The organism is Pseudomonas sp. Con_6, assembly GCF_059379395.1.
In genome coordinates, this window is sequence record NZ_CM182011.1 from 4715640 (window position 1) to 4737074 (window position 21435).

Sequence of the window (21435 nt, forward strand, 5' to 3'; positions counted from 1 at the left end):
CATTATTTCTGACACACCAAGGCGGCTATGGACACGGGGACACGACTCAGACTGGTGCGTGAACGCAACAAGCTCTCCCAACGGGAACTGGCCCGACGCAGCGGCCTGACCAACTCGACGATCTCGCAGATCGAACAGAACCGCGTCAGCCCCTCGGTCAGTTCCCTGAAAAAGCTGCTCGAAGGCATTCCCATGTCCCTGGCGGAGTTCTTCAGCTTCGACGAACCCACCCGGGAAGAGCGCTTCGTCTTCCGCGCCGCCGAACAACCCGACCTCGGTCGCAGCGGTATGCGCATGCTGCTGGTCGGCGCCAGCGTCGAAGGCCGGCAGATGCGCATGCTTCGCGAACTCTACGCCCCCGGTGCCGACTCCGGCGAAGAGCCGATCGTCCACGCCGAAGGCGAGGAATGCGGCCTGGTCACCCGTGGCACCATCGAGCTGCGGGTCGATGGCCAGGTGAGCATCCTCAACTCGGGCGACGGCTACTACTTCCCCACCACCCTGCCCCACAGCTTCAAGAACATCGGCCAGGACGAGGCCGAGATCATCAGCGCCAACACCCCGGCGAACTTCTGATTCCCCTGGCGGCCCGCTCCCGCGAGGCCGCTGCCCCTCTCTCTCGATTCCCTGCCCCCGTCCGCCGACGCGGCATGCGGCTGCGCATCGACCGAAGGGTCATCCGAATGACCCGTAAGTCACTGAATAACCCGGAGAGCCTGTAGGAAAAGAATTTTGTAGTGATGATAAAAAATCACTACAAAACCTGTTGACGCCATTCGTCGCCCTCTTGCATGATGAGGCCGTCTCCCTGATCGGGAGCGCTGGCAAGGGTGTTCCAGACGGTTCGAGTGGTTTTCGGATCGTCCGTGGAGTGGGACTGTCCAAAAGGCAGAGTGAAGAAAGCCCCTGTTGCGATGCTGCTGTAGCAGCCTTGGTAGTGCGCTACACGTCGTAGCGCCGGAAGAGAAATCAATACTGAAGCGTCATGGGGGCTTTAATGATGAACCTGAACGAAAAACCGACCATCCAAGAACTGGCCAAACTGTTCGCTGCACGCAAGGACAGCCTCGACAGCCACATTCTATGGATCTGCGACGCGGGTGAAGTGCATATCGAAGGCATGGGTGCCTGCACCGCGGAAAGCGAGTTCGAACAACGCAAGCCGAACATGCGTGCCCGCCTGAAGATGTACCGCCGTGGCCAGGGCTACGTTGGCAAGAAGGCCGCCGCCGACACCCAATACATCGGCCGCGTGCTGGCGACCCTCGAGCAGGAGTGGCCAACGCTGCGTGAAGGCCGGGGCATCCAGGTCATCGAGCGTCTCTGCTGAGTCAAACTTATCCTTGAGCCCGGACCTATGGCCGGGCTTTTTCATGTCCGGGATCACGCTTCGTCAACGCCTTGCCGCTAAGATGCGGTTTTTCCCCGGAGCCCCTTCGCCATGACCCAACCCACCTACGGCACCGCCGATGCGTCCTATCAAGCCGCCGGGGGACTCGACGGGCTGCGGCGCCTGGTGGACGACTTCTACGCGATCATGGATCAGGACCCCGCCGCCGAACCGGTGCGCCGCATGCACGCCGCCGACCTGGCGCTGTCACGGGACAAGCTGACCTGCTTCCTCAGTGGCTGGCTTGGCGGACCGGCGTTGTTCGCCGAGCGCTACGGTCCGATCGGTATCCCGTCGTTCCACGCACAATGGCCGATGAGCGAGGAACACGCACGCCTCTGGCTCGACTGCATGGCACGCGCCATCGCTCGGCAGAACTACACAGCGGGCTTCGCCGAATACCTGCTGACCCAACTGCGCGTCCCGGCCCAGCGTATCGTTCAGGCCAGCCGCGCCCGTCACGGACACTGATCGACAGGCAAAGAAAAAGCCGGTGGGGCATTCATTGCCCCACCGGCCTTGTCGTCAGCGATTCGGTTATGCCCGCAGCGCCATCGGCTCCTCCGGCTGCAGCCCGGCCACCAGCGCCCTGGCCCGATCGACACCCCAGACCAGCGCCCGGCTCATGCTTTCGCTGGGACGCGTCGGGTAGTACTCCTCCAGCAGCGCCTTGCCCTGGCGGGCATAGACACCTAGGAACAACTGAGTCGCGCCGGTGCGCGAGAGCCTGACCTGAACATCGATGCTGGTCCCGTCACTCAGGACTTCATCATGGCTGCGGCTGTGCAACATGGCATCCGCCCATTCCCAGTATTTCTCTTCCCTGATACGCATTGCTGTCCTCCACTGGAATTTGCGCGTTGGCGGGGCGTAGTAAGGCACAGAATGCCGACTCTCTCCAGCACCGCCGGGCGGTGCAATGAGCGAGGTCAAGCAAAACGGCATCAATTGGCGCAAATAGCGTACCCGTCGACGCTTTGGGCAAACACCCGCGAATGTCCCGAAAGGGCATCGAATTCAGCGTTTCGGCAGGGCGGCGGGGAGGAAGCGGCGGTTTTCGGCGCGAGCCGGCATCCGAGGTTTGAAGGTGCCCTGGGCATCGTCCAGGGTCATATGGATGAAACCGAGGCGGACGGCGGACTGACCGCACCGCACCACGGAGTTGATCGGGAATTCATCGCCGAGGTCTTCGAGAAATTGATCCTTCATGTTCCTGCTCCCCTCTGAAAGCGACCGCTACCAATCCTCCAGCGGAGAACCTGAAAATAGCGATCTCGATATCTCAGAGACTAGCCGGACATTTGCAGACCGACCGGTCATCGGCAGAATCCCCGACCAATGGCACGTCGCTCACGCTTGCGCAGGTCGCAAGGCATCGCGCAAGCGCGGGCCGAAGACATTGATCAGCAACCCGACCATCACCAGCAAGCCGCCCCAGCACTGGATCGCGCTCAGGCGTTCGTCCAGCAACCAGGCCGATGAGGTCAGCCCCACCACCGGAACCAGAAGCGAAAAAGGTGCCACCTTGCCAGCCGGATAACGCGACAGCAGGCGACTCCACAGCCCGTAGCCGAGCATGGTGGCGATCGCCGCCAGGTAGATCAGCGAAAGGATCGAGTTCAAGCCGATATTGCGCAGCGAGGATTCGATCAGCGCCGGACCTTCCAGGTACCACGACAACGCCAGGAAAGGCAGCGGCGGAATCAGCGCCCCCCAGATCACCAGGGCAACCAGGTCGATCTTGCCGAAGCGTCGGGTGATGATGTTGCCCATGGCCCAGCAGGCGCCACCGCAGAGGGTCAGGAGCAGCGCCACCAAAGGCACGTGACTGCCGTTCTCACTGCCGATCAATGCCAGCCCGCCAGCCGCCACCAGCAGGCCCAGGACACTGGCCGCCCGCAGGCGCTCGCCGAGAAACACTGCGGCAAAGATCATGGTGAAGAACGCCTGGGACTGCAGCACCAGCGAGGCCAGGCCAGGCGGCATGCCGTTGTGCATGGCCTCGAAAAGGAAGGCGAACTGGCCAAGGGAGATGGTCGAGCCATAAGCGAGCAGCCAGCGCCACGGCAGTTGCGGGCGGCGTATGAAGAACACTGCGGGAATCGCCACCAGGATGAAGCGCAGGGCCCCCAGCAACATCGGCGGCAGACCGTCGAGACCGACCTTGATCACCACGAAGTTCAGGCCCCAGGCAACGATCACCACCAGCGCCAGCAACAGATCCTTGAGCGGCATTTTTCCCCCATCGCACGCGTAATAATTTGAAACATCATATCTTCATTGGCGTTGTGGCTGCCATGGCGGGTGCGTCTGGGTGGCGGATCGGGCTATGAGCAGGTCCTCGGAGTGCACCGAGATACATCGCCCGGCTCCGGAAGGGTGCACGAATCGGCGGCCAGCACGAAACACTGTGGGAGCGAGCTTGCTCCCCAGGATTCATGTCGCCTGTCGTCAGGCATGCACACTCCACTGCACCACGTCGGCTTCGATCCGGGAGTCATCCACGCTCTGGATCAACCCGCAGCGAATCGCCTCCTCCGGCGTCACGATGCGCGGATACGCCATCAGATACCGCGGGATATCCAGTACCTCCTCCGCCCCTCGCGTGCGTTCGGCAACGATCTGCGCATACAACTGCAAGTCATAGTCCAGGCTCATCGCATACTCGGCCATCCGTGCATGGTCCACCGAGCCGTGCAGGGTCCAGTGGAACGGGTGGAACAGGAACTTGCTCAAGGCACAGGCGGTGCGGTGCTCGCCGGCAAGGAAGATGATGTTGCCCATCGATTCCACCGTACCGAGGTTGTGGGTATCCACCCGCACCGGCAACGACCGCAGGAAGTTGTACAGACTGAAGCCGTAGCTGCACTCCCCGCCCATGGTCGCAAGATTGACCTGCAGGCGCTCGGCACCCTGTTGCAGGGCCTTGGAGCAGGTACTGATGAGATTGCCGCAGGTGGATGCGTTGATCGGTCCGGTGAAATGAATGATATGACTGGCCATGGTCACCTCGTGCGGTCAGGTCGGTTGCCGGTGGCGTCATGCACGCCGGCGTCTTTCCGTGAAGTCAGGCGTTGCCGTCTTTGCGTGGGGTGTTGTCCGCGCCCTTGTCGTCGGCGAGTTCGCCCAGGTGCTGGTAGCGCTTGCGCAACTCATGGAGCTGCTTCTCGTCCAGGTCGTCCAGACCGAGCAAGGCGTTGTGGGCCCGGCGCGTGGCCCGCAGCAGCTCGTCGACCTTGATGTGCAGCTCGTCGGTGTCGCGGTTCTGGGTGTTCTGGATGAGGAAGACCATGAGGAAGGTCACGATGGTGGTCGAGGTATTGATCACCAGTTGCCAGGTATCGCTGAAGTGGAACAGCGGCCCGCTGATCCCCCACGCCAGCACCAGCCCGAAGGCGATGGCGAAGGTCATGGGGCGACCGGTCCAGTTGGCCAGCTTCTGGGCGAAACGCGAGAACTTCATGGTGGCGACTTCCTTCCGCATGCCAGGAACACGGGACGGGCCGAGGGTGTCTGGCCCGACATTCGGTGGAGGCTGCGGGGCGGGCAAAGTTCAACTGCAACGAGCAGGATCGCCATTCGTCCGTCGCCCTGAACCGGCCATCCGCCCTTTCAGTCGCAGCCAATAAGACACTCGACAAAGGACAACGCGGTGAGCGATATCCGCATCGGCATTTCCGGCTGGCGCTACGCCCCGTGGCGCAAGGTGTTCTACCCCGAAGGCCTGGCGCAGAAGCATGAGCTGGCCTTTGCCTCGCGGGCGGTGAACAGCATCGAGATCAACGGTTCGTTCTACGCCCTGCAAACCCCGCAACGCTATGCGCAATGGCGCGACGACACGCCGGATGGCTTCGTCTTCGCGGTCAAGGCGCCGCGCTACATCACCCATGTCCGGCGGCTCAAGGACATCGACGAACCGCTGGCGAACTTCTTCGCGTCCGGACCACTGCAACTGGGCGACAAGCTGGGGCCGATCCTCTGGCAGTTTCCGCCGAGCCTGAAGTTCGACCCGCAGCGCTTCAGCGACTTCCTCGAACGCCTGCCCCATGACCGCCACGCCGCCAGCCTGTGTGCTCGTCAGTGTGCCGAACGCCTGAAGAAGGACGGCGCCTTCAAGGACAACGGCAAGGGTGCATTGCACCACGCCGTGGAAATCCGCAACGACAGTTTCAAGGACCCGGCCTTCATCGAGCTGCTGCGCAAGCACGAAGTGGCGCTGGTAGTGGCCGACACCGCAGGCAAATGGCCCTGCCTGGAAGACCTCACCGCCGACTTCGTCTACCTGCGCCTGCATGGCGACGCCGAACTCTATGCCAGTGGCTACACCGACGCGGCACTGCAGCATTGGGCCCGGCGCATCCGCACCTGGGGCCGTGGCCAGCAACCTGGCGATGCGCATCTGGTCGATTCGCGGGACGCGGCGACCAAGGGCAGCAAGGCGGTGTACTGCTACTTCGACAACGACCTGAAAGTCCGCGCGCCCTTTGATGCCCGCGAGCTGTTGCATCGCCTCAGGCTCGACGCCCACCTGCAAACCGAACCGGGCAAGGCCCCGGCCATACCCTTGTGACACCGCCACCGGAGGCGACCATGCGAACCCCTGCCCTGCTGTTGATCCTCGCCAGCCTTGCCAGCGGCCCTGTCCTGGCGGATGCCTGCCAGGTCAGCACGCGCTCGTCCAGCGAGGCGGTGCCGCCCGTGGAAGTGCAGACCTGCTACAGGCTCACCGGCATGCCCGACGACGCCATCGACTGGTCGTGCAGCAACGAGAACAAGGAAATGCTCAACACCGAAAAACGCCGGGTGGCGCGCTGCCCGGACAAGGAGACCGGGCAATGCAGCGCGCCCTTGACCCAGGAGAGCCTGGCCAATCCCAAGGCCACCAGCAATGACCCGGACGGCGCACGACCAACGATTCCCAAGGAGGCGCGTGTGGTCACCTACTACTACGACACACGCAACCAGGGCCAGTCGCGGATCGACTGCGAGAAGGCCGGGGGGACCTGGCGGCAGCCCTGATTGGCGCCTGGCTCGCGGGCCAATCGCCGGCACACACACCACCGGAGGACCTTCCCATGCCACGTGGAAGCAAAGACAAATACACCGAGGCACAGAAACGCAAGGCCGAACATATCGAGGACAGCTACGAAGCCAAGGGCGTGCCCAAGGACGAAGCCGAAGCCCGCGCCTGGGCCACGGTCAACAAGCAGTCCGGAGGCGGCGAGAAGGCGGGTGGTTCCGGGCAGAAGAAAAGCGCGGGCGCCAAGCACGAGTCGCGGCAGTCCTCGGCGCGACGCGCGGTAAAGACCAGGCATGGTGTGCCAAGGCCGGATCAACCCATGGAAGACCTGACCAAGGCCGAGCTGATGGACAAGGCACGCAAGCAGAACATCGCGGGACGCTCGACGATGCGCAAGGCCGAGTTGATCAAGGCACTGAGCCGGTAACCAACTCAGTAGTCGATGGACACGCAGCCATCGCTCCCCGGGCGGCCATCGGTGTGCGATGCGACACCCCCATCGCCGCCCATGCCGGCGCCCTTGCACAAGGTCGCGCGAGCGACATCTGCGGCACTGGCCGTCGCCTGCTCGCTGCGCTGGACCTTGAGCCCGCGCAGGATGGCGACGCGTCTTGCCGCCTCGTCGGGATTGGCTGCGGCGCCCTTGCCCGGGGTGTCGGCGCTGGCATCACGGCCGGCTAAGCCCTCGACCAGCACGCAATCCGGCGTGATCGAGCCCTTACCGCCGCGGCCAGCGTGCCCAGGCGAGCTGGACAGCCAGCGACTACGCCCATGGCCCCCGCCTTCGCCTCCGTAGGCGAAAAAGGTGAACGCCGAGATTGCGCCGCCCGGCTCACGAATGCGAATGCCACTCGCCCCACCCGCCGAGGCCACGCCTCCTGTACCGACGGTGACCAGCAGCGCAGAACCAGGCAACACCACCAGGGTGCAGATCAGCGTCGCCCCACCCCCGCCACCACCGCCTGCGGCAGGGCTGCCGTTGAAAAACGGCAGGTCACGGGCCACGGCGCCATGCCCGCCTCCGCCCCCGGCGCCGATCAGGGTGAAGGTGACCTTGCGGACCGAGGCTGGCAGTTCGAGAAGGTAGGTATCGGCGGGCCGGGTCCAGGTCTGGTTCCCAGCGTGGGTGAGCGGAATCGACGCCATGCCGAACAACAGTGCTGCGGCGATGTTCCGTCCTGACATGGCAAAACCTCGGGGCGCGGTTCATCCAGACCATAGCGCTGGAACGCGCGGCGCTCACCTGACAGAAATGCCAGTTGGCAAGAACGCTTGGCGATAGAGGTTATTGCGGACAGGAATTGCACACGAACCTTTTGGCCGTATTTTGGCCGTATGCAATCGCCGTATGTGCAATCCCGGTATACGCGATCGCGGCATACGCAGTCGCGGAACAGAGCATCAAGGCGAAATCGGATCACTCGCCGGGAACGTCTCCTCCAGCGCGTTATCCACATTCGACTCATCGGGCTGCTTGCCCTTGTCATCGCCGCAATGACAGTCGCTCATGCGGCACGGCTCGCCGTTCTCATGCCCGCTGGCGCAGGCTTCGCAGCAGTAGGCCTCACCGTTCTGCTTCAACGCGCTGGCATCCACTTCACAGGTACAGCCGGGACAGGCGCAGTGATCGGTCATGGTCGTCTCCTTCATGCTCAAGGTTCCTCGTCGCCTTCAGGCGGCGAGACACGGTCGGTCCAGGGTTTGCCATCAAGGGGCGCGGAGCGGGCCAGTTCGGCCTCGTCGAGGCCGATGCCGCCGCCGATCTCGTCCCCGTCGACCCGGCGCAACTGCCTGTCCGCCGGGCCGTCACCGCCCTGCTCGGACGGATCGCGGGCACCGCTCTGGTCAAACAGGGTGTCGGGGCTGAGGTCGTCGTAGGTAACGTTGTCTTCGTGCAGGCTTTCAGTGAGCGCTTCACCGCCGCTCATGCCACCGCGCTCCACCCGCTCCGGCGGAAACTCGCGGTTCACTTCCTGCTCCGGCCGGGCATCGCCGGCACGGCCCTGGCGCTCGTCGTGGCGCTCGCTGAAATCCAGTTCACGGACCTCGCCCATGCGGTCCTGGATATCGTCGATTTCCTGGGGAACATAGGGCGCGTTGGCCCCGGGCTTGTCGGTCTTGTCGATCATGGCTGCCTCGCTTTCGGGTGGGCTCTTCCTGAGTCGACTCCCCGTCGCGCGGAATGATTCAGTCTTTTCGCCCCCCGGTCGCGCCGCCCGGCACCACGCCAATGGAACTCCTGTCCCGCGCACCCTCTCCCACTTATCAAGACGCCGAAAACAGAGCATCCGCCATGGCCAAGCCCCTGCAGGAATACCAGCGCAAGCGCGACTTCGCCGCCACCCCGGAACCCAGCGGCAAACGCAACCGTGGCAAGGCCCATGCCCTGCAGTTCTGCATCCAGAAACACGACGCCAGCCACCTGCACTACGACTTCCGCCTGGAGCTGGACGGCACCCTGAAAAGCTGGGCGATTCCCAAGGGCCCGTCGCTGGACCCGAAGGTGAAACGCCTCGCGGTTCACGTCGAGGACCACCCGCTGGACTACGCCAGCTTCGAAGGGCATATCCCCGAAGGGCACTACGGCGCGGGCGATGTGATCGTCTGGGACCGTGGCGTGTGGATTCCCGAAGGCGACGCCGACCACGGCTACGCCAAGGGCCACCTGCGCTTCGAACTTCAGGGCGAAAAGCTCAACGGTCGCTGGAACCTGTTCCGCACCCGCCTGACCGGCAAGAAGGAACAGTGGATGCTGGTGAAGTCGAGCGACACCCACGCCCGCGAAGAAGGCGACTACGACATCCTCGAAGCCGAGCCGCACAGCGTGCTCAGCGAACGCAGCCTGCCAGGAACGAAGAAAGAAACCACCCGCGCCCGCACGCCGAAAAAAGCCGCGAAAGGCACCCTGCCGGACAGCCTCAAGCCGCAACTGGCGACCCTGGTGGACGCTGCGCCGGAAGGCGACTGGTGCTACGAGATCAAGTTCGACGGCTACCGCATCCTCGCCCGCATCGAAGGTAGCGACGTGCGCCTGTTCACCCGCAATGGCCATGACTGGACAGCGAAGCTGCCGCACCAGGTCGCGGCGCTGAAAAAGCTCAAGCTGAAATCCGCCTGGCTCGACGGCGAGATGGTGGTGGCCGACGACAATGGCGTGGCGGACTTCCAGGCCCTGCAGAACGCCTTCGATACCGAGCACGACGAACGGATCGTCTATTACCTGTTCGACCTGCCCTGGCTCGATGGCCACGACCTGCGCCAACTGCCCCTGGACGAACGCCGCGCCACCCTGGAAAAGATCCTCGCCGACCCGCCGCCGGCCCTGCGCTATTCCGCCAGCTTCGCCGAGCCGGTGCAGTCGCTGCTGGCCAGCGCCTGCCAGCTCAACCTGGAAGGCCTGATCGGCAAGCGCCGGGACAGTGTCTACGTGGAGCGGCGCAGCAGTGACTGGATCAAGCTCAAGTGCCAGCAGCGCCAGGAATTCGTGATCGTCGGCTACACCGATCCCAAGGGCAGCCGCAGCGCCTTCGGTGCCCTGCTGCTGGGCCTGCATGACGGCGAACAGCTGCGCTACGCGGGGAAGGTCGGGACCGGTTTCAGCACCGATACCCTGACCACCCTGCTCAGGCAGCTCAAGCCCCTGGAAATCCGCCGCCCGGCCCTGGACAAGCCCCCCACCGGTGCCGAAGCCCGCGGCGTGCACTGGCTCGAACCGCGCCTGCTGGCGGAGGTCAGCTTCGCCCAGATGACCCGCGACGGCATCGTCCGCCATGCGGTGTTCCACGGCCTGCGCCGCGACAAGCCGGCCCGCGCCATCCACCTGGAGCGTCCCATGCCCGCCAGCCTGCGCCTGACCCATCCCGAGCGGATCATCGATGCCAGCAGCGGTACCACCAAGCTGGCCATCGCCGAGTACTACGCCAAGGTCGGCACCCTGATCCTCCCCCACCTCAAGGACCGCCCGGTGGCCCTGGTGCGCGCGCCGGACGGCCTGGGCGGCGAGCTGTTCTTCCAGAAGAACGCCGCGCACCTCGACCTGCCCAAGGTGAAGACCTACGACAAGGACCAGGCTGGCCAGGCGGCGATGGTCATCAACCGCGAAGACACCCTGCTCGGCGCGGTGCAGATGAACATGCTCGAACTGCACACCTGGAACGCCACCGACAAGCAGTTCGAACGCCCCGACCGCTTCGTCCTCGACCTCGACCCGGATCCGGCGCTGCCGTGGAAGGCGATGGTCGAGGCGACCACCCTGACCCTGGCCCTGCTCGATGAAATCGGCCTGCGCTATTTCCTCAAGACCAGCGGCGGCAAAGGCATCCACGTGGTGGTGCCGTTGCAGCGCAGGGCCGGCTGGGACGAGGTGAAGGACTTCAGCCACGCCATCGTCAGCCACCTGGCCGGGCTGTTTCCCGATCGCCTGTCGGCAGTGTCCGGGCCGAAGAACCGGGTCGGGCGGATCTTCATCGACTACCTGCGCAACGGCAAGGGCGCCACCACCGTGTGCGCCTGGTCGCTGCGGGCCCGTGAGGGGCTGCCGGTATCGGTGCCGATCTGGCCACAGGAACTGGCCGAACTGAAAGGCGCCAACCAGTGGACCCTGGCCAACATCGACGAACGCCTGGCCGAGGGCAACGATCCGTGGCAGGACTACGCCGGCACCCGCCAGTCGATCAGCGCCACCATGCGCAAGCGCCTTGGCTTGCGCTGAGCGAGCCGCACAAGGAGACATCATGAGCATCATCCAGGACTTCGACCTCGGCAGCCTCGACACCCTGTTACGCAGCTTCACCCAGCGCCCCCAGGCGCTGCACCTGGACACCCAGTTGCCGCTGATCCTGCAGTCGCTGCAACAGGACCACCTCGACCTGCTGCCCCTGCCCGGCCAGGGCCACACCCTGCAACGCTGGCAGACCCTGGCCCGGGTGGCCGGCTGCGACCTGAGCCTGGCCAAGCTGTACGAAGGGCACACCGATGCGTTGGCGATCCTCTCCGAGTGCGCTGCCAGCCACCGCGTCGGCCAGGGCCTGTGGGGCGTGTGGGCGGCCGAGCCGCCGGATGCGCGCACGCGGATCGTCGAGCGTGACGGCGACCAGGTGATCCTCGAAGGACGCAAGGCCTGGTGCTCGGGAGCCCTGCAGATCGACAACGCACTGGTCACGGCCTGGGAACATGACGAGCCGCAACTGGTGGCCATCGAGCTGTCCCATCCGAGCCAGCGGATCCTGGCCGAGGACTGGCAGGCGGTGGGCATGGCCACCACCACCAGCGTGGTGATCGAGTTCGACCGCTCGCCGGCCCAGGCCATCGGGGCGCCGGGGCAGTACCTGGCGCGGCCGGGGTTCTGGCACGGCGGTGGCGGAATCGCCGCGTGCTGGTATGGCGCTGCGGAGGCGCTGGCGGATTATCTGCGCGAGCACTGCCGCAAGCCGCGTCCCGATCCCCATGCCGAAGCCCATCTCGGCGCCGTGGACGCCGCGCTGTGCGGCGCACGCACGACCCTGCGCGAATGCGCCGCGTGGATCGACGCCAACCCCGGCGGCGATGCCGAACTGCTGGTGCGAAGAACCCGGGCTCAGGTGGAACAGGCGGTGAACCAGGTGATGGCGCATGTCGGCCGCGCGCTCGGCGCCACGCCCTACTGTCACAACAGCCACTTCGCCCGCCTCGCCGCCGACCTGCCGGTGTACCTGCGCCAGAGCCATGCGGAACGGGACCTGGCCGTCCTTGGACAACAGCTGGCGCACGTGCCGGCGGGAGCCTGGCAACTATGAGCGAGGAACTGTTCGCAGGCCCGGCAACCCGCCCGGAACACTGGCAACAATCCGCCCACCTGGCCCGCGCGACCTGGATCGAGCCGCTGCAGCTGTGTCCGCCGGGCAGGCGCCTGGTGGTAGTGGCGCCGCACCCGGACGACGAGGTGCTCATGTGCGGTGGCCTGCTCGCCAGCCTGCGCGGGCGCGAGCAGGACCTTTTGCTGATCTCGGTCACCGATGGCGAGGCCAGCCATCCCGGCTCGACGCACTGGAGCGAGCATCGCCTGCGCCGCCAGCGTCCGCTGGAAAGCCGCCGTGCCCTGCACCACCTCGGCCTCGATGTGCAGGCCCTTGAATGGCAGCGCCTGTCGCTCAAGGACACGGCGGTGGCCCGTGACGAAGCGTTCCTGGTCAATCATCTGGGCCAGTTGCTGCAGCCGGACGACCTGTTGCTCTGTACTTGGCGCGGCGATGGCCATGCCGATCACGAAGCGGTCGGCCGCGCCTGCGCCCAGGCGGCGCAGGCCAGGAGCGTCGACCTGCTGGAGGTGCCGGTATGGGCCTGGTACTGGGCAGAACCCGAGGACCCGCGCCTGCCCTGGCAGCGCGCCTGCAAGGTGGCGCTGGACGCCGACGCGCTGCAACGCAAGCAGCAGGCCATCGCCGAGCATGTCAGCCAGATCGAAGCGGACGGCGAGCGCCCGCCGGTACTGCCGGCGGCGACGCTGGAATGCCTGCTGCAACCTTTCGAACTGGTGTTCCGATGAGCGTCGACGCGGGCTACTTCGCCGACCTGTTCGCCGCCAGCGACGACCCCTGGGCCTTCCGCACGCGCTGGTACGAGAAGCGCAAGCGCGAGCTGATCCTGGCCAGCCTGCCGCGGCAATTCCATGAGCGGGTGTTCGAGCCGGCCTGCGCCAATGGCGAACTGAGCGCGGCCCTGGCCGAGCGCTGCAGCGAACTGCTCTGCCACGACCTCGACGCCACGGCGGTGGCCCTGGCCCGGCAACGGCTGGCACATCTGCCCGGGGTGCGGGTCGAGCAGGGGCGCTTGCCGGGGGACTGGCCGGGCGGGGTCTTCGACCTGATCGTGCTTGGCGAAATCGGCTACTACCTCGATCCCGAGGCCTGGTTGCAGGTGATCGAACAGTCCGTGGCCAGCCTGGCCGGGGACGGCGGCCTGCTCGCCTGCCATTGGCTGCACCCCATCGAGGGCTGCCCGCAGGACGGGCGCCAGGTGCATGCCCTGCTGGAACAGCGCCTGCCGCTGTACCGGGTGCTGCGCCATGAGGAAGCGGATTTCCTGCTGGAATACTGGAGCTGCCAGCCCCGCGTGATCGACCTGGACGAGACCTGCCCATGATTGCCGTGATCATCCCTGCGCACGACGAAGCCGAGGCCCTGCCACGCTGCCTGACGGCCATGGGCGCGGCCGCCCGTGCAGCCGAGGCGGCCGGGTACCGGGTGGAAATCCTCGTGGTGCTGGACCGCTGTAGCGACGGCAGCGCCGGGATTGCCCGGCGCTTTGCCGTGGACATCCTGGAGGTGGATGTACGCAACGTCGGCCAGGCCCGTCGCGCCGGGGCCGCGCTGATGCTGGAGCGAGGCGCGCAGTGGCTGGCCTGCACCGACGCGGACAGCTGCGTGCCGGTGGACTGGCTGTTGTGCCAGCTGGCATTCGCCGCGGACGCGGTATGCGGCACGGTGCATGTGGAGCAGTGGTTGCCGGAGCAGGACGGGGCTTTGCAGGCGCGGTATCTGAGTCGCTACGAAATGCGCGAGGGGCACCGGCATATCCACGGGGCCAACCTGGGGATCTGTGCGCGGGCGTACCAGCGGGTCGGCGGATTCCAGCCACTGGCGTTGAACGAGGATGTGCGGCTGATCGAGGACCTGCAGGCGTGCGGGGCGACTATCGTGTGGACGGCGCGCAACAGCGTGTCCACCAGCCCGCGCCTGGATCCTCGGGCGCGGGGTGGGTTTGGGGATTATCTGAAGTCGTTGGCTTCAGCCTGACGCCGTCCATGTGGGAGTCCACCCAGACCGCAAGTGCGCCGCGATCGGCGTGGGAGCGGATTCACCGGAACGCCGGACCGCCGCGATCGGCGGCAAAGCCGTCGTAAAACCTGAGTCCCGAGTTCTCCTGACACAACGCGGACTCAGATTCTATGGCCGCTTCGCGCCCAATCGCGGATAAATCCGCTCCCACGCCGTCCCTGCTAAATCAATGAGTTATGTGTTGTCCTAGTCGCTCAGGAAGCCTTGCGCGGCGTCTTCTTCGCCGGCGCGGCCTTTTTCTTCGGCGCAGGCTTCGCGCCCTTGCCCCCCAGGCTGCGCTTGAGCAACTCGGTCAGGTCGATGATATCGGCCCCCTTGCCACCCGCCTCCTCGGCCTGCTCCACCACACTGATCTTGCCCTTGCTGGCCTTCTCCTCCACCAGGTCCATGATGGTGTGGCGAAACACGTTCTGGTACTCGTCCGGCGTCCACTTGCCACTCATGTCCTCGACCAGGCGCCGGGCCATCTCCTTCTCGCCCTTGGCGACCTTGGCCTGGGTCACGCTGCTGTCCAGTTCCAGGCTGTCGATCCCGCGCACTTCATCCGGCCAGCGCAGGGTGATCAGCACCAGCGCATCCTCCAGCGGCCGCAACAGCGCCAGGTGCTGCTGGGTATGCAACACCACCGTGGCCAGGGCCACCTTGCCGGTGCTTTCCAGGGTCTCGCGCAGCAAGGCGTACACCTTGCCGCCGCGCTTGTCGGGCGCCAGGTAATAGGGCGTGTCGAAGTGCTGGAGCGGAATCTCGTCGGCCGCGACGAAGGAAAAGATATCGATGGTCTGGGTCGCCTCGGGCCGTGCCTTGCGGATCTCTTCTTCGCTGATCACCACGTAGCGGCCCTTCTCGTACTCCACGCCCTTGACGATGTTTTCCTTGGTGACTTCCTTGCCGGTGACCTTGTTGATCCGCTTGTAGCCCACCGGGTCCATGCTGCGCTGGTCCAGCCAGTCGAAGTCGATGCGCTGGCTGCGCACCGCCGAGGCCAGGGCCACGGGGATATGCACCAGGCCGAAGCTGATGGCGCCTTTCCAGATTGCTCGTGCCATGGAGGACTCCGCTTGTCAGGAAAGGTGGTAGCGCAGGGCACCACAACGTTCACAACACTGACACGCCACGCCTTCGGACTCGCCGAATGACAGCGACCGCCACTGACATCCACGGAGCAGACAGTAAAAGGTCATTGGCCACCTCCTGGTACCCGTTGATCGGGCTCATGTAGTAGTGACCAACGGGAAGCACAGAAGGTTTGTTCGAGATGCGGGCAAGGCCGATCAGTTGTCGCTGTCCTTGCTCGGCGCCAGTTGCGAGGCAGGGTTTTCCGACTGAGGTTGCTGCATCTGCAGCGAAGGCTTGCTCGGATCGCTGTCCTTGCCGGGATGGTTGGAGTTGTCGAAACAGCCGCCCAAGACCAGCAGGCCGGACAGCAGGAACAGGGTTGCGCCGTTGTTCATGGCGATGTCCTCCACAAAAGCAAACGGCGCATCGAGGACATGCCGCGATGCGCCAGGCGGACGGAGCATCGATCATGCCCCGCCAGTTACAGCGTTACTGCGTGTCAGGAGCGACCACCTTTGCGGCCGGTGTCCTGGGTTTTCTGCCGGTCCTGATTCATGCCACCCGAATGTTGCCCGCCCTTGCGACCGGCTTCGGAGGCTTTTTCCCGATCATTGGCGAAGTTGCCCGGGTTGCCCCCTTGCTTGGAGCCAGTGCGGTTTTCATTGTTAGCCATGATCTTTCACCTCATAGAAAACGAAGAGTGCACGACGTTATGCCGTACATGACTTCGGAGTACATGCGGCTTGAAGGATTCGCTTTGATTGAGGGCGGCCGGACGGGTGGCGGGAAATGTTGGTGCGCAAACGGAAGGAAGGGGGATATCAACGCTGAACCTGCGGGAGCGAGCTTGCTCGCTCCCGCAAGGGATAGCAGTGCTTACTTGTGGCCCTGGCCGTGATGCATTTCATGCCCGCCGCTGGTCAGCGAGCGCACCGGGGCCTGGATCTCGAGGTTTTCCTTGTTGCCCTTGGCATCCTCGATCACCAGGGTCAGGGGCACCTGCTGGCCTTCCTTGAGCTGCTGGTTCAGGCCCATCAGCATCACGTGATAGCCATTGGCATCGAGAACCACCGGTTTGCCGGCCGGCAGGTCGAGACTCTGTACCGGGCCCATCTTCATCACGTCGCCGTTCATGCTCATCTCGTGGATCTGCACGTCCTTGGCCACTGGCGATTGCACGGCGACCAGCTTGCTGTCGCTGTCGGCAGTCAGGGTCATGAAGGCCCCGGAGGCCTGTTGGTTGGCAACGGTGGCGCGGACCCAGGGCTCGCCCACGGTGGTTTGCGCCAGGGCCGGCAGGGCCGCGCCGCACAGGGCCAGGATGGCCAGGGATTTGCGCAGGATTGGCATCAGCAGATCTCCATGAGGGTCAACAGGTCTTCGGCGCATTCTTTCGCCGTAAGCGAGTGGGACAGGCCCAGGTGCAGGCGGCCGCGGGAATCGAAGACGAAACTGGTGGACGAGTGCGAAACAGTGTAGCTGTCACCCAACGGCACCTTTTCGTAGAACACGCCGAACTCCTTGGCGGTGGCGGCGATCTGTTCGGGGGTGCCGGACAGCGCGGTGAAGGTCGGGTCGAAGGCCTTCACGTAGTCCTCCAGCACCTGGGGAGTGTCGCGCTCGGGATCGAGGGTGATGAACACCACTTTCAGGAAGTCGCCGTCGCGGCCCATGAGCTTCTTGATCTGCACCGCCCGCGCCAGGGTGGTCGGGCAAATGGCCGGGCACTGGGTGAAGCCGAAGAACACCATGGGCATGGAGCCGTAGAAGCTCGACAGCGCATAGGTGTCGCCGTGGACATCCTGGAGCTTGAAGGAGCGGCCGAGGATCTTGTTGCTCAGGTCCTTGCCGTACTTGAAATCGAGTTTCGGGGAACTGTCGCAGCCCGCCAGGGCACCGAGGCCCAGCACGCCGAGCCCGGCGAGAACGGAGCGCCGGGTCAGTAGATCGTTCATGTAACCATCCTTTCGGGAAGGTGCACGCTTCGCGTTGAAGCTGTTCATTTCTAGGTTTTTTGTGGGGCGGCATTTTGTCATGGGGGGGGACAGGGGTGCCAGCGCAGGGCGCCGTAAGGGTGCGGCGTGGTGTCGCAGAGCAGCGCAGTAAAGCGTAACAAGCCGTGAACAGCCCCCATCCTCGGCAAAAACCATTCCTTTTGAATAAAGATGAAATCTAATGAAACAATGAATTGAAACGATTTTGAAACATTGGCGATGGAACTGCCAATAGCCCGAGCCATACCGGACAAATCCGGCAATCCTGTCACAAATCGGCCCATTTCCTGCTGTCGACTCGCCGACGCATCGCCAAGATGCCCCGCCTACCGACACATAAGGACAAGTGCCGTGCTCAAACCCCTCGCCATCGCTGTAGCCCTCGGATCGTCCCTGTTGTCCGCCGAGGCTGATGCCTATGACTACGGCGGCTATGCCACAGAAACCCTTGACCGCCTGATCCACGACTACCCCGGACGCTACCGCGGCACCACCAACTTCGCCGGTGCTGCCGACTGGATGCAGTCGCGCCTGGACTTCGGCTACCAGACCCGCCGCCAGGACTTCACCTGGGCCGGCAACCGCAGCTCGCAGAACGTCATCGCCTCCGCCGCCGGAACCAGCAGCAACTACGTGGTGCTCGGCGCCCACTTCGATACCTACTTCGGACGTCCGACCCTGCAGGGCCTTGACGACAACGCCTCCGGCGCCGCGGTACTTACCGAGATCGCCCGCAACCTCGGTGGCGTGCAACTGGAGAACGGCCTGGAGGTGGTCGGTTTCGGTGCAGAGGAAGAAGGCTTGCGCGGCTCGCGGGCCTATGTAGCCGCCCTCAGCGATAGCCAGCGCGCCAACCTGCTGGGCATGATCAACCTCGACAGCCTGATCACCGGCGACAAGATGTACGCCCATGCCGGCAGCAACGCCGTGGCCAACCCGGCCCTCGGCGCCTACCGCGACCAGTTGCTGCGCATCGCCAGCGAACTGAAGATCGACCTGTTCACCAACCCCGGGCTCAACGCCGACTATCCTGCCGGTACCGGTTGCTGCAGCGATGGCGAAAGCTTCAATGCGCTGGGCGTGCCGGTGCTGTTCATTGAGGCCACCAACTGGGAACTGGGCGATCTTGATGGCTACGAGCAGACCGACAATCCGGCGATTCCCGGTGGTTCCACCTGGCACGATCCGGCGGAAGACAACGAGACCGTACTGACCAATGCCTTCGGCCAGGAACGTATCGACCAACGCCTGCGGGACTTCTCCCGGCTGCTGACGCGCCTGGTGCTGGAGCTGACCAATGCCGACCTGCTCGCCTCCACCGCCTCAGGTGGCGCCCTGGCGCGGCAGATGGAAGACCAGTTGCAACGCCAGCACCAGGCCATGACCCGCTTGCACGACCGGCGCTGGCTGACCCTGCTCGGCAGCGAGCGGGCGGTGGGCAGCTTCGACGGTGAAGTGGGGGTCGAGGGCGAGGTGTCGCCCGACAGTGGCTTCGATGCACCGGGCAATCCGGAGTCCAAGCGCATCGGCGTGCATCTGCTCGGTGACTATCGCCTGAATGAGATGGCCAGCATCGGCGCCAGCCTCAGCTTCGAGCGCAGCCGCGACAAGCTCGACCACGGTGGCCGGGTCGAAGGCGATACCTGGCAGGTCGGGGTCTTCGGGCTGTTGAACGATGGCGGTCCGACCTGGCTGGCCGGCGAACTGAGTGCCGGACATACCCGCTTCGATACCCACCGCTCGGTGTTCATCCAGGCCAATGGCGGACCGGTGCTGCTGGACCAGCGCCTGAGTGGCGACACCTCGGCGCTGTTCTGGGGGGCGCGGGTCGACGGCGGTCATGACTTCGAATTCGGCGAGCTGAAGACCGGTCCTGTGGCGGGGCTGGACTACGTCCACTACCGCATCGACGACTTCAGCGAGGACCAAGACCTGCGCACCGCCCTCGGCGTCGAGAAGCAGGACTATGACGCGCTGGAGGCCAGCCTTGGCTGGCGCCTGCATGGCCTGTTCGCTCTGGGCGGCGGTATGGCGGTCAAGCCCTATGCGAGTGTGCGCTGGGTGCGCGAGTTGGCGGACGGACGCCTGGACGACATTGACCTGACCAGCCGTGCCGATGGCCGGGTGCGGGTGGCAGAGCTGGGTGAGGCGGACAAGAGTTTCGGGCGTGCACAGTTGGGTGCGCAATGGATGGTCACCGAGCAGTTGGGAGTGTTCGCCGAGGCCAACAGCCGGTTTGCCCATGACGAGGGCAATCAGGCGGGGTATTCGCTTGGGGTGCAGTGGATGTTCTGAGCGCTGTCCTTCAGGGCCTCATCGCGGGCAACGCCCGCTCCCACTGTTTTTGCGGTGCCCGCCGTCCTTGTGGGAGCGGGCGTTGCCCGCGATGAGGCCCGAATGACCGACACAAATCCCAACTATCCTGAGACAACCACTCAAGCAGACCGCCCATCATGCACCGCCTCCTCTTCCTGGCCCTGGCCTTCTGTCTAGGCACCACCCAGGCCGCCGAGCCCTGGCACCTGGCCCATGAAGAGGCCGGCATCCAGGTCTACCTGCGCGACGTCCCCGGCTCCAAATACCAGAGCTTCCGCGGCGTCACCACGATCATGGCCGACGTGCGCACCCTGAGCGACCTCCAGGAAAACCTCCGGGTCGCTTGCAAGTGGCTGTACGCCTGCGCCGACATGCGCCTGCTCAAGGTCGAGGGCGACGATACCTGGGTCTACCTCACCACCGCCCTGCCCTGGCCCGCCGGTACCCGCGACATGGTGCTCAAGGTACACACCGAGCGCGCCGAGGATGGCAGCCTGGTCCGCCAACTGACCGCCGTGCCCGGCATGGTCCCGCGAGAACCGGACCAGATCCGCGTCACCCGGTTGCAGGGCCTGTGGCGGATGATCCCCAAGAGCGAACAGGAAACCGAAGTGATCTACGAAATGCAGGCCGACCCCGCCGGCGACATCCCTGGCTGGCTGGCCAACCAGTTCGTGATCGACGCACCGATGATCACCCTGAAGACCTTGCGGGCCGTGGCCGAGCGCCAAGGTATTCGCACCGGGGAACCCATTCAGTAATCGAATACCACGAATTCCAACATTTAATTTGTGGATGCACCACGATGCTCATACTGTAGAGCTGCAAGCCCCGGTAGCACCCTTACAGGCGGTCCCGGGGACACAACAACAAACACCTTTCGAGACTGTCCATGTCGAAATCCTACTTCGCCCCTCACGGCGGGCACCCGGCTCAGACCGAGCTGCTGACAGACCGTGCGATGTTCACCGAAGCCTATGCCGTCATCCCGAAAGGCGTGATGCGCGACATCGTCACCAGCCACCTGCCCTTCTGGGACAAGATGCGCATGTGGGTCATCGCCCGCCCGCTGTCCGGTTTCGCCGAAACCTTCTCCCAGTACATCGTCGAAGTGGCGCCGGAAGGCGGCAGCGAGCGTCCTGAGCTGGACAAGAACGCCGAAGCGGTGCTGTTCGTCGTCGAAGGTGAAGTCGACATCACCCTGCAGGGCAAGAACCACACCCTCAAGCCGGGTGGCTACGCCTTCATCCCGCCGGCTGCCGAGTGGAGCCTGCGCAACAACAGCAACGCCAACGTCACCTTCCACTGGATCCGCAAGCACTACGAAGCCGTCGAAGGCCTGCCGCATCCGGAAGCGTTCGTCACCAACGAACAGGACATCACCCCGATCCCGATGCCGGGCACCGATGGCGCCTGGGTCACCACCCGCTTCGTCGACATGGCCGACATGCGCCACGACATGCACGTCAACATCGTGACCTTCCAGCCGGGCGGCGTGATTCCGTTCGCCGAAACCCACGTCATGGAACACGGCCTGTACGTGCTGGAAGGCAAGGCGGTGTATCGCCTGAACCAGGACTGGGTCGAAGTGGAAGCCGGCGATTTCATGTGGCTGCGCGCCTTCTGCCCACAGGCCTGCTACTCCGGTGGCCCAGGCCCGTTCCGCTACCTGCTGTACAAGGATGTGAACCGCAACGTGCACCTGACGCTGAATCCGAAGCGTTGATGCCGACTGCGCCAGCAGCCTGAATGAAAAGCCCGCCTGTCGAAGGCGGGCTTTTTGTTTCCTGATGGTGGTTGCTTGTCTGGTAGAGGAAGACCAGAGTAACGACCAAATCTGAGGGC

Annotated in this window: 28 protein-coding genes; 14 read left to right on the top strand and 14 right to left on the bottom strand. The window is 64.6% G+C overall.

What is annotated here, in order from left to right:
- Nucleotides 1-27: 27 nt before the first annotated feature.
- The 3 genes from AC5QPF_RS20885 (at nt 28) to AC5QPF_RS20895 (ending at nt 1861) form a co-directional block, all read left to right on the top strand.
- Entirely contained in the window at nt 28-576 is a 549-nt protein-coding gene (locus tag AC5QPF_RS20885) for a cupin domain-containing protein (RefSeq protein WP_458978092.1), read from the top strand.
- Nucleotides 577-997: 421 nt separating this feature from the next.
- The gene (locus AC5QPF_RS20890) at nt 998-1330 is read left to right on the top strand and encodes a hypothetical protein (RefSeq protein ID WP_494959696.1); all 333 of its coding nucleotides are present in this window, start codon (nt 998-1000) and stop codon (nt 1328-1330) included.
- Nucleotides 1331-1441: 111 nt separating this feature from the next.
- Nucleotides 1442-1861: a globin domain-containing protein gene (locus AC5QPF_RS20895; protein ID WP_494959697.1), complete on the top strand. Its 420-nt coding sequence runs from the start codon at nt 1442-1444 to the stop codon at nt 1859-1861.
- A gap of 66 nt (nt 1862-1927) precedes the next feature.
- On the opposite strand, the gene AC5QPF_RS20900 is transcribed toward AC5QPF_RS20895, so the two are convergent.
- From AC5QPF_RS20900 to AC5QPF_RS20920, 5 genes are all read right to left on the bottom strand, one after another.
- Nucleotides 1928-2224, bottom strand: a complete 297-nt coding sequence (locus tag AC5QPF_RS20900; RefSeq protein WP_330075412.1) for a hypothetical protein — start codon at nt 2222-2224, stop codon at nt 1928-1930.
- Between the two features lie 183 nt (nt 2225-2407).
- Complete coding sequence (locus AC5QPF_RS20905) at nt 2408-2599, bottom strand: hypothetical protein (RefSeq protein ID WP_494959698.1); 192 nt, start codon at nt 2597-2599, stop codon at nt 2408-2410.
- A gap of 141 nt (nt 2600-2740) precedes the next feature.
- Nucleotides 2741-3625 (bottom strand): EamA family transporter, encoded by an 885-nt coding sequence (locus tag AC5QPF_RS20910; RefSeq protein WP_494959699.1) that lies wholly within the window; start codon nt 3623-3625, stop codon nt 2741-2743.
- A 216-nt stretch (nt 3626-3841) separates the two neighbouring features.
- Nucleotides 3842-4393: an ATP-dependent Clp protease proteolytic subunit gene (locus AC5QPF_RS20915; protein ID WP_494959700.1), complete on the bottom strand. Its 552-nt coding sequence runs from the start codon at nt 4391-4393 to the stop codon at nt 3842-3844.
- Between the two features lie 64 nt (nt 4394-4457).
- On the bottom strand, nt 4458-4853 hold the full coding sequence (locus tag AC5QPF_RS20920; RefSeq protein ID WP_494959701.1) for a low affinity iron permease family protein: 396 nt from the start codon (nt 4851-4853) through the stop codon (nt 4458-4460).
- A gap of 189 nt (nt 4854-5042) precedes the next feature.
- Here AC5QPF_RS20920 and AC5QPF_RS20925 point away from each other — a divergent pair, with 189 nt between their 5' ends.
- Genes AC5QPF_RS20925 through AC5QPF_RS20935 form a run of 3 tightly spaced genes read left to right on the top strand, consistent with a single transcriptional unit; the run spans nt 5043 to nt 6837 of the window.
- Nucleotides 5043-5960: a DUF72 domain-containing protein gene (locus AC5QPF_RS20925; protein WP_494959702.1), complete on the top strand. Its 918-nt coding sequence runs from the start codon at nt 5043-5045 to the stop codon at nt 5958-5960.
- Nucleotides 5961-5980: 20 nt separating this feature from the next.
- Entirely contained in the window at nt 5981-6409 is a 429-nt protein-coding gene (locus AC5QPF_RS20930) for a hypothetical protein (RefSeq protein ID WP_494959703.1), read from the top strand.
- Between the two features lie 56 nt (nt 6410-6465).
- A complete protein-coding gene (locus tag AC5QPF_RS20935; RefSeq protein WP_494959704.1) occupies nt 6466-6837 on the top strand; it encodes a termination factor Rho in 372 nt (123 codons plus the stop codon).
- 5 nt (nt 6838-6842) lie between these two features.
- Here the strand turns inward: AC5QPF_RS20935 and AC5QPF_RS20940 are convergent, their stop codons facing one another.
- The 3 genes from AC5QPF_RS20940 to AC5QPF_RS20950 form a co-directional block, all read right to left on the bottom strand.
- A complete protein-coding gene (locus AC5QPF_RS20940; protein ID WP_494959705.1) occupies nt 6843-7595 on the bottom strand; it encodes a glycine-rich domain-containing protein in 753 nt (250 codons plus the stop codon).
- A 216-nt stretch (nt 7596-7811) separates the two neighbouring features.
- Nucleotides 7812-8045 carry a metallothionein gene (locus tag AC5QPF_RS20945; protein ID WP_494959706.1) on the bottom strand — a complete coding sequence of 78 codons (234 nt, stop codon included), beginning with the start codon at nt 8043-8045 and terminating at the stop codon, nt 7812-7814.
- A gap of 17 nt (nt 8046-8062) precedes the next feature.
- Nucleotides 8063-8539 (bottom strand): phosphotransferase system, HPr-related protein, encoded by a 477-nt coding sequence (locus AC5QPF_RS20950; protein ID WP_494959707.1) that lies wholly within the window; start codon nt 8537-8539, stop codon nt 8063-8065.
- 164 nt (nt 8540-8703) lie between these two features.
- Between AC5QPF_RS20950 and ligD the strand changes: the two genes are divergently transcribed.
- Genes ligD through AC5QPF_RS20975 form a run of 5 tightly spaced genes read left to right on the top strand, consistent with a single transcriptional unit; the run spans nt 8704 to nt 14182 of the window.
- Nucleotides 8704-11121: a DNA ligase D gene (gene ligD, locus AC5QPF_RS20955; RefSeq protein WP_494959708.1), complete on the top strand. Its 2418-nt coding sequence runs from the start codon at nt 8704-8706 to the stop codon at nt 11119-11121.
- 22 nt (nt 11122-11143) lie between these two features.
- Nucleotides 11144-12184, top strand: coding sequence for an acyl-CoA dehydrogenase family protein (locus tag AC5QPF_RS20960; protein ID WP_494959709.1), 1041 nt, complete (start codon nt 11144-11146; stop codon nt 12182-12184).
- Nucleotides 12181-12933, top strand: a complete 753-nt coding sequence (locus tag AC5QPF_RS20965) for a PIG-L family deacetylase (protein WP_494959710.1) — start codon at nt 12181-12183, stop codon at nt 12931-12933. The genes AC5QPF_RS20960 and AC5QPF_RS20965 overlap by 4 nt, the downstream gene beginning before the upstream one ends.
- On the top strand, nt 12930-13529 hold the full coding sequence (locus tag AC5QPF_RS20970) for an SAM-dependent methyltransferase (protein ID WP_494959711.1): 600 nt from the start codon (nt 12930-12932) through the stop codon (nt 13527-13529). The genes AC5QPF_RS20965 and AC5QPF_RS20970 overlap by 4 nt, the downstream gene beginning before the upstream one ends.
- Nucleotides 13526-14182: a glycosyltransferase gene (locus AC5QPF_RS20975; protein ID WP_494959712.1), complete on the top strand. Its 657-nt coding sequence runs from the start codon at nt 13526-13528 to the stop codon at nt 14180-14182. Before AC5QPF_RS20970 ends, AC5QPF_RS20975 begins: the two co-directional genes overlap by 4 nt.
- 236 nt (nt 14183-14418) lie before the next feature.
- Here the strand turns inward: AC5QPF_RS20975 and ku are convergent, their stop codons facing one another.
- From ku to AC5QPF_RS21005, 6 genes are all read right to left on the bottom strand, one after another.
- Nucleotides 14419-15270, bottom strand: a complete 852-nt coding sequence (ku, locus tag AC5QPF_RS20980; protein ID WP_494959713.1) for a non-homologous end joining protein Ku — start codon at nt 15268-15270, stop codon at nt 14419-14421.
- A 15-nt stretch (nt 15271-15285) separates the two neighbouring features.
- A complete protein-coding gene (locus tag AC5QPF_RS20985; RefSeq protein WP_494959714.1) occupies nt 15286-15405 on the bottom strand; it encodes a PSPA7_2676 family Cys-rich small protein in 120 nt (39 codons plus the stop codon).
- Nucleotides 15406-15495: 90 nt separating this feature from the next.
- Nucleotides 15496-15675 (bottom strand): hypothetical protein, encoded by a 180-nt coding sequence (locus AC5QPF_RS20990; protein ID WP_494959715.1) that lies wholly within the window; start codon nt 15673-15675, stop codon nt 15496-15498.
- A gap of 104 nt (nt 15676-15779) precedes the next feature.
- Entirely contained in the window at nt 15780-15953 is a 174-nt protein-coding gene (locus tag AC5QPF_RS20995) for a con-10 family general stress protein (RefSeq protein WP_330075391.1), read from the bottom strand.
- A gap of 203 nt (nt 15954-16156) precedes the next feature.
- Nucleotides 16157-16636, bottom strand: a complete 480-nt coding sequence (locus tag AC5QPF_RS21000) for a copper chaperone PCu(A)C domain-containing protein (protein ID WP_494964222.1) — start codon at nt 16634-16636, stop codon at nt 16157-16159.
- On the bottom strand, nt 16630-17235 hold the full coding sequence (locus AC5QPF_RS21005; protein WP_494959716.1) for an SCO family protein: 606 nt from the start codon (nt 17233-17235) through the stop codon (nt 16630-16632). The genes AC5QPF_RS21000 and AC5QPF_RS21005 overlap by 7 nt, the downstream gene beginning before the upstream one ends.
- 390 nt (nt 17236-17625) lie before the next feature.
- Between AC5QPF_RS21005 and AC5QPF_RS21010 the strand changes: the two genes are divergently transcribed.
- From AC5QPF_RS21010 to AC5QPF_RS21020, 3 genes are all read left to right on the top strand, one after another.
- The gene (locus tag AC5QPF_RS21010) at nt 17626-19569 is read left to right on the top strand and encodes an autotransporter domain-containing protein (protein ID WP_494959717.1); all 1944 of its coding nucleotides are present in this window, start codon (nt 17626-17628) and stop codon (nt 19567-19569) included.
- Between the two features lie 158 nt (nt 19570-19727).
- The gene (locus AC5QPF_RS21015; protein WP_494959718.1) at nt 19728-20351 is read left to right on the top strand and encodes an START domain-containing protein; all 624 of its coding nucleotides are present in this window, start codon (nt 19728-19730) and stop codon (nt 20349-20351) included.
- A 131-nt stretch (nt 20352-20482) separates the two neighbouring features.
- Nucleotides 20483-21316, top strand: a complete 834-nt coding sequence (locus AC5QPF_RS21020) for a bifunctional allantoicase/(S)-ureidoglycine aminohydrolase (protein WP_330075384.1) — start codon at nt 20483-20485, stop codon at nt 21314-21316.
- Nucleotides 21317-21435: the final 119 nt, after the last annotated feature.